This is a genomic window from Buttiauxella gaviniae (assembly GCF_040786275.1).
GTDB classification, from domain to species: Bacteria; Pseudomonadota; Gammaproteobacteria; order Enterobacterales; family Enterobacteriaceae; genus Buttiauxella; species Buttiauxella gaviniae_A.
Genome location: NZ_JBFMVT010000002.1, coordinates 1,879,348 through 1,892,658, shown reverse-complemented (window position 1 = coordinate 1,892,658; position 13,311 = coordinate 1,879,348). Strand labels below are relative to the sequence as shown.

At 49.7% G+C, this 13,311-nt stretch carries 13 protein-coding genes; 12 read left to right on the top strand and 1 reads right to left on the bottom strand.

Translation table 11 applies throughout. The annotated features are described in order from the left end of the window. Nucleotides 1-71 precede the first annotated feature (71 nt). From mioC to AB1E22_RS09400, 12 genes are all read left to right on the top strand, one after another. Entirely contained in the window at nucleotides 72-521 is a 450-nt protein-coding gene (gene mioC, locus AB1E22_RS09455) for an FMN-binding protein MioC (RefSeq protein ID WP_367595103.1), read from the top strand. A 372-nt stretch (nucleotides 522-893) separates the two neighbouring features. Beyond that, nucleotides 894-2,783, top strand: coding sequence for a tRNA uridine-5-carboxymethylaminomethyl(34) synthesis enzyme MnmG (gene mnmG, locus AB1E22_RS09450; RefSeq protein ID WP_367595102.1), 1,890 nt, complete (start codon nucleotides 894-896; stop codon nucleotides 2,781-2,783). Nucleotides 2,784-2,842: 59 nt separating this feature from the next. Continuing rightward, complete coding sequence (rsmG, locus tag AB1E22_RS09445) at nucleotides 2,843-3,466, top strand: 16S rRNA (guanine(527)-N(7))-methyltransferase RsmG (RefSeq protein ID WP_367595101.1); 624 nt, start codon at nucleotides 2,843-2,845, stop codon at nucleotides 3,464-3,466. A 618-nt stretch (nucleotides 3,467-4,084) separates the two neighbouring features. After that, nucleotides 4,085-4,465 carry a F0F1 ATP synthase subunit I gene (atpI, locus tag AB1E22_RS09440; RefSeq protein WP_367595100.1) on the top strand — a complete coding sequence of 127 codons (381 nt, stop codon included), beginning with the start codon at nucleotides 4,085-4,087 and terminating at the stop codon, nucleotides 4,463-4,465. Nucleotides 4,466-4,473: 8 nt separating this feature from the next. After that, nucleotides 4,474-5,292 (top strand): F0F1 ATP synthase subunit A, encoded by an 819-nt coding sequence (gene atpB / locus AB1E22_RS09435; RefSeq protein WP_367595099.1) that lies wholly within the window; start codon nucleotides 4,474-4,476, stop codon nucleotides 5,290-5,292. Nucleotides 5,293-5,340: 48 nt separating this feature from the next. After that, complete coding sequence (gene atpE, locus AB1E22_RS09430; RefSeq protein ID WP_004393045.1) at nucleotides 5,341-5,580, top strand: F0F1 ATP synthase subunit C; 240 nt, start codon at nucleotides 5,341-5,343, stop codon at nucleotides 5,578-5,580. Between the two features lie 61 nt (nucleotides 5,581-5,641). Beyond that, nucleotides 5,642-6,112, top strand: a complete 471-nt coding sequence (gene atpF / locus AB1E22_RS09425) for a F0F1 ATP synthase subunit B (protein WP_034460698.1) — start codon at nucleotides 5,642-5,644, stop codon at nucleotides 6,110-6,112. Between the two features lie 14 nt (nucleotides 6,113-6,126). Then, nucleotides 6,127-6,660, top strand: coding sequence for a F0F1 ATP synthase subunit delta (atpH, locus tag AB1E22_RS09420; RefSeq protein ID WP_367595098.1), 534 nt, complete (start codon nucleotides 6,127-6,129; stop codon nucleotides 6,658-6,660). Between the two features lie 12 nt (nucleotides 6,661-6,672). Beyond that, complete coding sequence (gene atpA, locus AB1E22_RS09415; protein ID WP_367595097.1) at nucleotides 6,673-8,214, top strand: F0F1 ATP synthase subunit alpha; 1,542 nt, start codon at nucleotides 6,673-6,675, stop codon at nucleotides 8,212-8,214. Between the two features lie 50 nt (nucleotides 8,215-8,264). Then, nucleotides 8,265-9,128: a F0F1 ATP synthase subunit gamma gene (gene atpG / locus AB1E22_RS09410; protein WP_367595096.1), complete on the top strand. Its 864-nt coding sequence runs from the start codon at nucleotides 8,265-8,267 to the stop codon at nucleotides 9,126-9,128. A gap of 28 nt (nucleotides 9,129-9,156) precedes the next feature. Continuing rightward, nucleotides 9,157-10,539, top strand: a complete 1,383-nt coding sequence (atpD, locus tag AB1E22_RS09405) for a F0F1 ATP synthase subunit beta (protein WP_139878374.1) — start codon at nucleotides 9,157-9,159, stop codon at nucleotides 10,537-10,539. A gap of 20 nt (nucleotides 10,540-10,559) precedes the next feature. Beyond that, nucleotides 10,560-10,979, top strand: coding sequence for a F0F1 ATP synthase subunit epsilon (locus tag AB1E22_RS09400; protein ID WP_124025055.1), 420 nt, complete (start codon nucleotides 10,560-10,562; stop codon nucleotides 10,977-10,979). A gap of 67 nt (nucleotides 10,980-11,046) precedes the next feature. On the opposite strand, the gene AB1E22_RS09395 is transcribed toward AB1E22_RS09400, so the two are convergent. After that, nucleotides 11,047-13,224, bottom strand: coding sequence for a right-handed parallel beta-helix repeat-containing protein (locus AB1E22_RS09395; protein WP_367595095.1), 2,178 nt, complete (start codon nucleotides 13,222-13,224; stop codon nucleotides 11,047-11,049). Nucleotides 13,225-13,311 lie beyond the last annotated feature (87 nt).

Sequence of the window (13,311 nt, the reverse complement as noted above, 5' to 3'; positions counted from 1 at the left end):
ATATTATCCACAGGTAGATCGCAGGCCTTACACAGCGTACAATGCCCATCGTTTCGAAAAGGTGGGCAGCAATGACAGAAGTTACTCTGATTAGCGGCAGTACCCTGGGCAGTGCCGAATATGTGGCTGAACATTTAGCTGAGAAGCTGGATGAGGCGGGTTTTACCACCCAGACGCTGCATGGGCCTGAGTTAGAAGATCTGCAAACAAGTGGAATATGGCTGATTGTCTCTTCTACTCATGGTGCCGGAGATCTTCCTGACAATCTGCAACCCTTCTTTAACGCTATAAATGAACAACGCCCGGATCTGAGTGCTCTTCATTATGGTGCAGTCGGGATTGGCAGCCGTGAATATGACACTTTTTGCGGTGCGATTGAGAAACTGGACACCCTTCTGACGGAATGTGGTGCCAAAAGAGTGGGCTCTTTATTGAAAGTGAACATCCTCGATCACGATATTCCTGAAGATCCAGCCGAGATTTGGGTCGGATCATGGAAGAATTTACTCCAGGATTTGTAAAGATCTCACTTTTATCTGTGTATAAGTATGCTTAAAAGCTTGGGTTAAGCAGTAGTTATCCCAATAACAACTCCTGTTCACTTTTTGAGTTGTGCATAACTACCTCTTTTGATCCCAGCTTATACGTTCTGGGATCACCGATCATTCACAGCTAACGATCCTCCTTAATTAATTGATCTCTTTACCTTAAAAGTGGTTATCCACAGAACAGGCCGATCCTAATAAGAGATCATAATAAAGAGATCTTTAAATAAAAAAGATCTTCTTTTAATTACCGACGATCCCGACACTTTCTCGAAAGGCTAAAGTTAAGTAGAATCGCCAACCCCGGGAATCAGTCATCCCCCATTTGCAAAACCGTGAGGCAGTACCATGTTTTATCCAGATCCTTTTGACGTCATCATCATTGGCGGGGGTCATGCAGGCACCGAGGCTGCAATGGCCGCTGCACGGATGGGCCAACAAACCCTTCTTCTGACACACAATATCGACACGCTCGGACAAATGTCATGCAACCCAGCGATCGGCGGTATTGGCAAGGGACATCTGGTTAAAGAAGTGGACGCACTGGGCGGTTTGATGGCGAAAGCGATCGATCAGGCAGGCATCCAGTTTAGGATACTAAACGCCAGCAAAGGGCCTGCGGTACGGGCTACTCGTGCTCAGGCTGACCGTGTGCTGTATCGTCAGGCGGTGCGTACCGCTCTGGAAAACCAGCCAAACCTGATGATCTTCCAACAGGCTGTTGAAGATCTGATTGTTGAGAACGATCGGGTTGTCGGCGCTGTAACGCAAATGGGCCTGAAGTTCAGAGCTAAATCCGTGGTGCTGACAGTCGGCACATTCCTGGATGGCAAAATTCATATCGGACTGGATAACTACAGCGGTGGCCGTGCTGGCGATCCGCCGTCTATTTCGCTTTCTCGTCGTCTGCGTGAGCTGCCACTGCGTGTCAGCCGCCTGAAAACAGGCACACCTCCGCGCATCGACGCTCGTACTATCGATTTCAGCGTTCTTGCTCAGCAGCATGGGGATAACCCAATGCCGGTATTCTCGTTCATGGGAAATGTGAACCAGCATCCTGCGCAAGTCCCTTGCTACATCACGCATACCAACGAAAAAACGCACGACGTTATTCGTAATAACCTCGATCGCAGCCCAATGTATGCAGGCGTTATCGAAGGGATTGGGCCACGTTATTGCCCGTCTATCGAAGACAAGGTGATGCGTTTTGCCGATCGCAACCAGCACCAAATTTTCCTTGAGCCAGAAGGCTTAACCAGCAACGAAATTTATCCGAACGGCATCTCTACTAGCCTGCCATTTGATGTCCAAATGCAGATCGTCCGCTCGATGCAAGGCATGGAAAATGCGAAGATCGTGCGTCCTGGCTATGCGATTGAGTACGATTTCTTTGATCCTCGCGATCTCAAACCGACGCTGGAAAGTAAATATATCCAGGGGCTGTTCTTCGCGGGTCAAATCAACGGCACCACCGGTTACGAAGAAGCGGCGGCACAAGGTTTGCTGGCCGGTCTTAACGCCGCTCGTTTCTCTGCTGAGAAAGAGGGCTGGGCGCCACGCCGCGATCAGGCTTATCTGGGCGTTCTGGTTGACGATCTTTGTACTCTCGGCACTAAAGAACCGTACCGCATGTTTACCTCTCGCGCCGAATACCGCCTGATGCTGCGTGAAGATAATGCCGATCTGCGTTTAACCGCGGCTGGCCGTGAAATGGGCCTGGTGGACGACGAACGTTGGGCACGCTTCAACGAAAAACTAGAAAGCATTGAGCTTGAGCGTCAACGTCTGAAAGACATCTGGCTGCATCCTCATTCTGAAAGTGTCGAAGAAGTGAACGCTAAGCTGAGTGCTCCGCTGTCTCGTGAAGCCAACGGCGAAGATCTGCTGCGTCGTCCGGAAATGACCTATGCTGAAATGATGCAATTATCGGTGTTCGCACCAGGGCTTGAAGATCCGCAATCTGCCGAGCAGGTAGAAATTCAGGTCAAATACGAAGGTTACATTGCGCGTCAGCAAGAAGAGATTGAAAAACAACAACGTAACGAAAGCACGTTGTTGCCAGCAACGCTCGATTATAAGCAGGTTAGCGGACTTTCTAACGAAGTGATCGCCAAGCTTAACGATCATAAACCAGTCTCAATCGGGCAGGCATCGCGCATTTCGGGTATAACCCCGGCGGCGATATCCATTTTGCTGGTCTGGTTAAAAAAACAAGGCCTGCTACGCCGTAGCGCCTGATAGATACATTTCAGGGCCAGGATTTTCCTGGCCTCTTTTTTTGATGGGTATAGATCACCGTGCTTAACAAACTAAATCGCCTGCTGGATAACGCAGGTATTACGCTGCCAGAAAACCAGAAACAACAGCTGGTGGGTTATGTAGAACTGCTTCACAAGTGGAACAAAGCGTATAACCTGACCTCAGTGCGTCATCCTGCTGACATGCTGGTGCGCCATATTCTCGACAGTATTGTTGTGGAGCCACATTTGCAGGGTTCGCGTTTTATCGACGTAGGAACAGGCCCTGGTTTGCCGGGTATTCCGCTGGCTATCGTGCGTCCTGAATCGCATTTCACCCTGCTCGATAGCCTCGGTAAGCGCGTGCGTTTCCTGCGCCAGGTGCAGCATGAGCTTAACCTCGAGAATATCACTCCGGTACAAAGCCGTGTGGAAGAGTTCCCGGCTGAACCGCCATTTGATGGGGTAATCAGCCGTGCGTTTGCTTCTCTGACTGACATGGTGACCTGGTGTAAACATCTGCCAGCTGAGAATGGTCGCTTCTACGCTCTGAAAGGTTTACGCCCGGATGATGAAATTGCCGCTTTATCAGCGGACTTTACCGTTGAAGAAGTGATTCGTTTACAGGTGCCTGAACTTGATGGTGAGCGTCATCTGGTGATGATTAAACCAAACAAAAATTAATATTTATCAAAAAAAGGCGAAAAAGGATTGTTTCCTTAACGTTAAAAGTACCGGAGAAAACGCCTGAAATCTCTGGTTACATTTAACGCAGCGTTAACTTTTGTGGGTGCGAAATTTAACGCTGAACGCTTAATTGATTTTGTAACTAGTCAAGAACGAAAATATAACTCTGCTAAATATTGCGGAATGACTAAGCTAAATCAGATGTTAAAATATTAATAAAAATGTCAACGAATTGTTTTAATGGTGTTTCAGGCTATTTTCAATAGAGTAGACAGTAATCAGCTTATTTATCAGGCATCTGTGTTTCGCACTTTATGAGACAGACAAAAGCCTGACGGCCATGAGATGTTTGATTTGTGATCTTGTGCACGCTTTATTATGCGGTTATTTCGGTTGTTTGCAGTTTTCTGGAAAATAATCGGTATTCAGCAAAAGTTTAAAAATAACTGCGATGGAATTTTTTTAAACATTTGTTCACCTTTTTGCTACTTATTGTTTGAAATCACGGGCTCGCACCGTATAATTTGCTCGCTTTTTGAGGCTTGACTCAAAGTCGTAAAGGCAGTTTTATACCAGCGCGGCATACCCCAAAGGGAGCAGGAGTAAGAATACGCCATGTCTGTGTCGCTCTTGAGTCGAAACGTTGCTCGTAAGCTTGTGGTTCTTCAGCTTCTTGCAGTGGTAGCAATGGGATTGCTGTTTTTCCTCAAAGACCCTGCATGGGGAGCCTCTGCCTTTGGCGGGGGGCTGGCAGCCTGGTTGCCAAATGCTGTATTTATGAATTTTGCCTGGCGTCACCAAGTGCATACACCTTCAAAAGGCCGCGTGGCCTGGACTTTTGCCATCGGCGAAGTGTTAAAGGTTATTGCGAGCTTTACCATACTGGTGGTGGCGTTAGCTGGTTTTAAGGCGGTATTGTTGCCGCTTATTGTGACGTGGGTTTCGGTGCTGGTTGTGCAGATACTCGCACCAGCTGTAATTAACAACAAAGGGTAAGAGGCATCATGTCTGCAGGAGAAATCTCTACACCGCAGGAGTATATAGGCCACCATCTGAATAACCTTCAGTTGGACCTGCGTACTTTCTCGCTGGTGGATCCGCAAAACCCCCCGGCCACCTTCTGGACGCTCAATATTGACTCCATGTTTTTCTCAGTGGTCCTGGGTCTCTTGTTCCTGGTTATCTTCCGTAAGGTAGCGAAAAGCGCCACCAGTGGTGTACCAGGGAAATTCCAGACAGCAGTTGAGTTGGTCATCGGCTTTGTTAATGGCAGTGTCAAAGACATGTACCATGGCAAAAGCAAGGTCATTGCACCGCTTGCGCTGACCGTCTTCGTCTGGGTCTTCCTGATGAACCTGATGGATCTGCTGCCAATCGATTTCCTGCCGTTTATCGGCGAACACGTTTTAGGCTTGCCAGCCCTGCGTGTGGTGCCGTCTGCGGACGTGAACATCACGCTATCTATGGCGCTCGGCGTGTTTATCCTGATTCTTTTCTACAGCATCAAAATGAAAGGCATTGGCGGCTTCACGAAAGAGCTGACGCTGCAGCCGTTCAATCACTGGGCATTTATACCATTCAACTTAATCCTTGAAGGGGTAAGCCTGCTGTCCAAGCCTATATCACTTGGTCTGCGACTGTTCGGCAACATGTATGCCGGTGAATTGATTTTCATTCTGATTGCTGGTCTGTTGCCGTGGTGGTCACAGTGGATTCTTAGTGTGCCTTGGGCCATTTTCCACATCCTGATCATTACGCTGCAAGCCTTCATTTTCATGGTTCTGACGATTGTCTATCTGTCGATGGCATCAGAAGAGCATTGATTTTACTTACCACTACTGCGTTTTAACTGAAACAAACTGGAGACTGTCATGGAAAACCTGAATATGGATCTGCTGTACATGGCTGCCGCGATTATGATGGGCCTTGCGGCAATCGGTGCGGCGATCGGTATCGGCATCCTCGGTGGAAAATTCCTGGAAGGCGCAGCGCGTCAACCTGATCTGATTCCTCTGCTGCGTACTCAGTTCTTTATCGTTATGGGTCTGGTGGATGCTATCCCGATGATCGCTGTTGGTCTGGGTCTGTACGTGATGTTCGCCGTCGCGTAGTAAGCATTGCTTATTATTCTAAGCAATATCAGAACGTTAACTAACAAAGAGGCATTGTGCTGTGAATCTTAACGCAACAATCCTCGGCCAGGCCATCGCGTTTGTCCTGTTTGTTCTGTTCTGTATGAAGTATGTATGGCCGCCAATCATGGCTGCCATCGAGAAGCGTCAACAAGAAATTGCTGACGGTCTCTCTTCTGCAGAACGTGCCAAAAAGGACCTTGACCTTGCACAGGCCAACGCGACCGACCAGCTGAAAAAAGCCAAAGGTGAAGCTCAGGTGATTATCGAGCAGGCGAATAAACGCCGCGCTCAGATCCTTGAAGAAGCTAAAACTGAGGCAGAGCAGGAACGTGACAAAATCGTTGCACAGGCTCAGGCAGAAATCGACGCAGAGCGTAAACGCGCTCGTGAAGAACTGCGTAAGCAAGTGGCTCTGCTGGCTATCGCCGGTGCCGAGAAGATCATTGAACGTTCCGTAGATGAAGCTGCTAACAGCGACATCGTTGATAAACTGGTCGCTGAACTGTAAGGAGGGAGGGGCTGATGTCTGAATTTGTAACTGTAGCTCGCCCCTACGCCAAAGCAGCTTTTGACTTTGCCGTCGAACACCAAAGCATTGATAACTGGCAGTCCATGCTAGCTTTCGCCGCCGAGGTGTCTAAAAACGAACAAATGGCAGAGCTTCTCTCCGGTGCTTTAGCTCCGGAAACGCTCTCTCAGTCGTTTATATCTATTTGTGGTGACCAGTTAGACGCCAACGGTCAGAACCTGATTAAGGTGATGGCTGAAAACGGTCGTTTGAAGGTTCTTCCTGATGTACTTGAGCAATTCGTTCAACTGCGTGCAGCCCGTGAAGCTACGGTTGAAGTCGAAGTGACTTCTGCTAGCGCGTTAAACGAAACCCAGCTTTCGAAAATCAGCGCCGCGATGGAAAAACGTCTGTCACGCAAAGTTAAGCTGAATTGCAAAATCGATAAGTCTGTAATGGCGGGTGTCATCATCCGTGCGGGTGATATGGTCATTGATGGTAGCGTACGCGGCCGTCTTGATCGCCTGACAGACGTCTTGCAGTCTTAAGGGGACTGGAGCATGCAACTGAATTCCACCGAAATCAGCGAACTGATCAAGCAGCGCATTGCTCAGTTCAGTGTTGTGAGCGAAGCTCATAACGAAGGTACAATTGTTTCTGTAAGTGACGGTATCATCCGCGTACACGGCCTGGCCGATGTTATGCAGGGTGAGATGATTTCCCTGCCGGGAAACCGTTACGCCATTGCACTGAACCTCGAGCGCGACTCTGTAGGTGCAGTAGTAATGGGTCCGTACGCTGACCTTGCCGAAGGCATGAAAGTTAAGTGTACTGGCCGTATTCTTGAAGTACCGGTTGGCCGTGGCCTGCTGGGCCGCGTGGTGAACACCCTGGGTGCACCCGTCGACGGTAAAGGTCCTCTGGACCATGACGGCTTCTCCGCTGTTGAAGCGATCGCACCTGGCGTTATCGAACGTCAATCCGTAGACCAACCTGTGCAGACAGGCTACAAGTCCGTTGATGCCATGATCCCAATCGGTCGTGGTCAGCGTGAACTGGTCATCGGTGACCGTCAGACAGGTAAAACTGCTCTGGCGATCGATGCCATCATCAACCAGCGTGATTCCGGCATCAAATGTATCTATGTGGCTATCGGCCAGAAAGCGTCCACTATTTCTAACGTGGTTCGTAAACTGGAAGAGCACGGCGCACTGGCAAACACCATCGTTGTTGTTGCAACTGCATCAGAATCTGCTGCACTGCAATACCTGGCACCGTACTCCGGTTGCGCAATGGGTGAATACTTCCGTGACCGCGGCGAAGATGCACTGATCGTTTATGATGATCTGTCTAAACAAGCCGTTGCTTACCGTCAGATTTCCCTGCTGCTTCGTCGTCCACCAGGTCGTGAAGCTTACCCAGGCGACGTTTTCTACCTCCACTCCCGTTTGCTGGAACGTGCTGCGCGTGTTAACGCCGAATACGTTGAAGCATTCACCAAAGGTGAAGTGAAAGGTAAAACAGGTTCCCTGACTGCGCTGCCGATTATCGAAACGCAAGCTGGTGACGTTTCCGCGTTCGTTCCGACCAACGTAATTTCCATTACCGATGGTCAGATCTTCCTGGAATCCAACCTGTTTAACGCCGGTATTCGTCCTGCGGTTAACCCGGGTATCTCCGTATCTCGTGTGGGTGGTGCTGCTCAGACCAAGATCATGAAAAAACTGTCCGGTGGTATTCGTACCGCTCTGGCACAGTATCGTGAACTGGCTGCGTTCTCTCAGTTTGCATCCGACCTTGACGATGCGACCCGTAAGCAGTTGAGCCATGGTCAGAAAGTGACCGAGCTCCTGAAACAGAAACAGTATGCGCCAATGTCTGTTGCGCAGCAGTCTCTGGTTCTGTTCGCTGCTGAACGTGGTTACCTCGAAGATGTGGAACTGGCTAAAATCGGTAGCTTCGAAGCCGCTCTGCTGGCTTACGTTGACCGTGACCATGCTCCACTGATGCAAGAAATCAACCAATCTGGTGGCTATAACGACGAAATCGAAGGCAAGCTGAAAGGCATCCTCGATTCCTTCAAAGCAACTCAGTCCTGGTAAAGTCTGGCGGCTTGTCTTAGGGCAAGCCGCAAGGCATTGAGGAGAAGCTCATGGCCGGCGCAAAAGAGATACGTAGTAAGATCGCAAGCGTCCAGAACACGCAGAAGATCACCAAAGCAATGGAAATGGTCGCCGCGTCCAAAATGCGTAAATCGCAGGAACGCATGGCAGCCAGCCGTCCTTATGCAGACACCATGCGTAAAGTGATTGGTCACCTTGCTCTGGGTAATCTTGAATACAAACACCCTTACCTGGATGAACGCGAAGTTAAACGCGTGGGCTACCTGGTGGTGTCCACTGACCGTGGTCTGTGTGGTGGCTTGAACATTAACCTGTTCAAAAAGCTGCTGGCTGACATGAAAGAGTGGTCCGATAAAGGCGTTCAAAGCGAAATCGCAATGATCGGCTCTAAGGGCGTTTCTTTCTTCAACTCTGTAGGCGGCAATATTGTTGCTCAGGTGACGGGTATGGGTGATAACCCTTCTCTGTCCGAGTTGATTGGCCCGGTGAAAGTGATGTTGCAGGCCTACGATGAAGGCCGTCTGGACAAGCTGTATGTTGTCAGCAACAAATTTATTAACACAATGTCTCAGGTTCCAACGATTACCCAACTGCTGCCGTTACCGCCAGCAGAAGACGGCGAGTTGAAAAAGAAATCCTGGGATTATCTGTATGAACCTGATCCTAAAGCGCTGCTGGACACCTTGTTGCGCCGTTATGTGGAATCTCAGGTTTATCAGGGCGTCGTAGAAAACCTGGCCAGCGAGCAGGCCGCACGTATGGTGGCGATGAAAGCCGCTACCGACAATGGCGGCAGCCTGATTAAAGAGCTGCAGTTGGTTTACAACAAAGCTCGTCAGGCCAGCATTACTCAGGAACTCACCGAAATCGTCGGTGGCGCGTCCGCGGTATAACCAGGTTTACGTATTTAGAGGATTCGAGATGGCTACTGGAAAGATTATCCAGGTAATCGGCGCCGTGGTGGACGTCGAGTTCCCTCAGGATGCCGTACCAAAAGTGTACGACGCTCTTGAGGTTACAAATGGTAATGACCGTCTGGTGCTGGAAGTTCAGCAACAGTTAGGTGGTGGCGTAGTTCGTACTATCGCCATGGGTACTTCTGATGGTTTACGTCGTGGTCTGGAAGTTTCTAACCTCGATCACCCAATTGAAGTGCCGGTAGGTAAAGCAACTCTGGGTCGTATCATGAACGTCCTGGGCGAGCCTATCGACATGAAAGGCGATATTGGCGAAGAAGAACGTTGGGCTATTCACCGTCCTGCGCCAAGCTACGAAGAATTGTCTAGCTCCCAGGATCTGCTGGAAACCGGTATCAAAGTAATGGACCTGATTTGCCCGTTCGCTAAGGGCGGTAAAGTGGGTCTGTTCGGCGGTGCGGGTGTTGGTAAAACTGTAAACATGATGGAGCTGATCCGTAACATCGCGATCGAGCACTCCGGTTATTCTGTGTTTGCAGGCGTGGGTGAGCGTACTCGTGAGGGTAACGACTTCTACCACGAAATGACCGATTCCAACGTTCTGGACAAAGTATCACTGGTTTATGGCCAGATGAACGAGCCACCAGGTAACCGTCTGCGCGTTGCGTTGACCGGTCTGACCATGGCTGAGAAGTTCCGTGACGAAGGTCGTGACGTTCTGCTGTTCGTTGATAACATTTACCGTTATACCCTGGCCGGTACAGAAGTATCTGCGCTGCTGGGTCGTATGCCATCTGCGGTAGGTTATCAGCCAACTCTGGCAGAAGAGATGGGTGTTTTGCAGGAGCGTATTACCTCCACCAAAACTGGCTCAATCACTTCTGTTCAAGCGGTATACGTACCTGCGGATGACTTGACTGACCCATCTCCAGCAACCACCTTTGCACACTTGGATGCAACCGTGGTACTGAGCCGTAACATCGCGTCTCTGGGTATCTATCCTGCGGTAGATCCACTGGACTCCACCAGCCGTCAGTTAGATCCGCTGGTTGTTGGTCAGGAACACTACGACACCGCGCGTGGCGTGCAGTCTATTCTGCAACGTTACCAGGAACTGAAAGACATCATCGCCATTCTTGGTATGGATGAGCTTTCTGAAGAAGATAAACTGGTTGTAGCACGTGCGCGTAAGATTCAGCGCTTCCTGTCTCAGCCGTTCTTCGTAGCAGAAGTCTTTACCGGTTCTCCGGGCAAGTTCGTCTCGCTGAAAGATACCATCCGTGGCTTTAAAGGCATCATGGACGGCGAGTACGACCATCTGCCAGAGCAGGCGTTCTACATGGTTGGCACTATCGACGAAGCCGTTGAGAAAGCTAAAAAACTTTAACGCCTTAATCGGAGGGTGATATGGCAATGACTTATCACCTGGACGTCGTCAGCGCGGAGAGTCAAATGTTCTCCGGTCTGGTCGAGAAGATCCAGGTAACGGGTAGCGAAGGTGAGCTGGGTATTTATCCTGGCCACGCCCCGCTGCTCACCGCCATTAAGCCTGGTATGATCCGCATCGTGAAACAACACGGACATGAAGAGTACATCTACTTGTCCGGTGGTGTGATGGAAGTGCAGCCTGGCACGGTAACCGTGCTGGCAGATACCGCAATTCGCGGTCAGGATCTCGACGAAGCTCGAGCCCTGGAAGCGAAGCGTAAAGCGGAAGAGCGCATCCACAGCTCCCACGGTGATGTGGACTACGCTCAGGCTTCTGCTGAACTGGCTAAAGCGATCGCGAAACTTCGTGTTATCGAGTTGACCAGAAAAGCGATGTAACTACCTGCTTGAAAAGACAAATGCCAGCCAGGCTTCCCTGACTGGCATTTTTTTCGTCTGAACTCTTTTACTGCTTCGTCAGAAACTCGCCGGTTTTAAACGAACCATCTGCATTACGTTGCAGAGGCACCGGCAGGGTTAAAGATTGATAGTCCTTAACACTCAGTTGCTTCCCTTCGCTGTTCTCTGTTTTGCCATCGCGAATGAAATAGTTGCTGCTATCTACGCGCCCGGAAATAGCGTCATCGTATTTGCCTTCTGAACTGCGCAATGAAATGTTATCGGTGAACTTGCCCTGCGTTTCGGCGCTGCCGTATGGGCTTGGACGGAAGATATAGTTAAAGCGTTGGTTATCCACCGCCACGTTGTTCGCCACCACCAGCGCGCCAGGGTTAAAGTTATCGGTAAAGCCATCGAGAAGGTTACCAATTGCTACGCTGTTATGGATTTCATGCGCGACAGGCTGCCCTTCCCCACCCAGTTTGAAACCGTTGCTGGTATTGTTGCGAGCAATTGAATTCTCGATCACCACAACGCCATTTGCACCGTCTTCAATCTTGTTAAACAGGTCGTAGCCATCATCAATGTTGTCGTGGGCGTAGCAACCTTCAAGCCGATTACCTTCACCAACTCGCATCTTCACCGCAAAGCCATCCGCATTGATCTTACCCGGGTCTTCATTACTGAAAGATTCGGAGTTAACAACCCTGTTGTAGCTTGCCCATAGCGGGCGGCCAACATCTGCAGGGGATGAAATCTGGATACCGGTATCATCATTTTTATAGGCGATAACGTTTTCGATAAGGTTATTACTACCCTGCACGCGCAGGCTCTTATCGGTAACCTCAATGCCCTTTACATGCCAGTAATTACCATCCAGCAGCAAACCATGGATAACGACTTTGCCATCTGCTTCAAGCGTTTTCAGTTTGTCTTTTAGCCCGCTAGCAGCCGTAGGAATGGTAGTAAGTGGGTACTCACCGCTATTAAGAATTATTTTCCCGCCGGGGGTGATAAGTGAAATCGCGCTGGCCAAATCTAACGGCGCAGTCTTAGATCCCTCATTGCTGGAGACGCCATTCGGAGCGACATACAGCGTATTACCCTGCATATTTTTGACGTGCTCGACGGTGAAACTCTGGCTTACCGGCGTTTTGTCTTTCCCGCTGGTGGGCGTAAAAGTGATCGTAAAACTATTTTGCTCTTTCAGTTTGGTTGGCAGGGAGAACATTTCCCCGGCTTTCGCCGTTTTTTCCTGACCAATCACCACTTCATCCTGACGAACGGTGAAGTTGCCATCATAGTTAGCTCGCGCCTGCACAACGTAATCGCTGGTGGTGCTTTTCTGTGGCGAAGCTATTTGCATAACTACAGGCCAGGCTTTCGGCACGAACGGCGCGGAGGAGATCGTTTTTGCCTCGCTGGTTTCTAAAGACGCGTCGCTAACGGTAATTTTGGCGTTGCGTGAGGCAAAGAAACCGACGTAATACTGGTTTTTATCCTGGGAAGTGATGATGTCAGCGCGTTTCACATTTTCAGAAACCCAGACATCGCTGCCCTCTGGTGCCCATGACGTGACAAAGCCTTCGTTGGTGCGCTCAAGCTTCATGCGGAACGTCGGCGTTTTGCTTAGATCAATGGCTTCCTGATAGCTTTTACGAGAAATGGTCGAGCCGGTGTTTCCCCACGGTTGGGTAATACCATCCCGTGCAATCGCCTGCATTTTAACTCGCGACGCATCTTTTTTATCCTGCGTCATAATGGCATTCATCACCATATTTGATGCCGCAGGAAACTCTTCGTAGCCCTCTTTTAGCGGCTCCTGGCGCGGGTTACCTATTACATCCCTGACCAGCAGCCCAGCACCTTCCTGAGCGGCAGGTTTCGCACCATTTTCAGGACCAAACTGATCGACGGTGACCGTCGCCTGTAATACAAAATTCTCGCTGGCCGGTAGTGCGGTATAGAAGAACGTTAATCCGTCATGAGAGTTCGCGATTTTACCGCCGCGGCTCTCAATGGTTATGGGTTTGGAAAGATCTGCGGCATCGGCGGTGGTCAGCTTTTTGCCATCGATCGTAACGTTATTCACACCGATTTTTTCAGGTAACACGTTGGATGAAAAGTTAACGTCTGTTGATTGCCCAAAAGCAATTGCATGCCAGACAGGTTGTTGCTGTGCGATCGCGGGCAGCGATAAAGCCGCACCACAAAGCGTAAGAGCCAGAGGTATTTTTGACGCCATTCTTATTCTCCTTATCAATGTCAGCGTCATTATGTATAAAAATGAAACAGCGTTTCTTTTGTTCTTGTCACAAATGTCGTTTTTTAA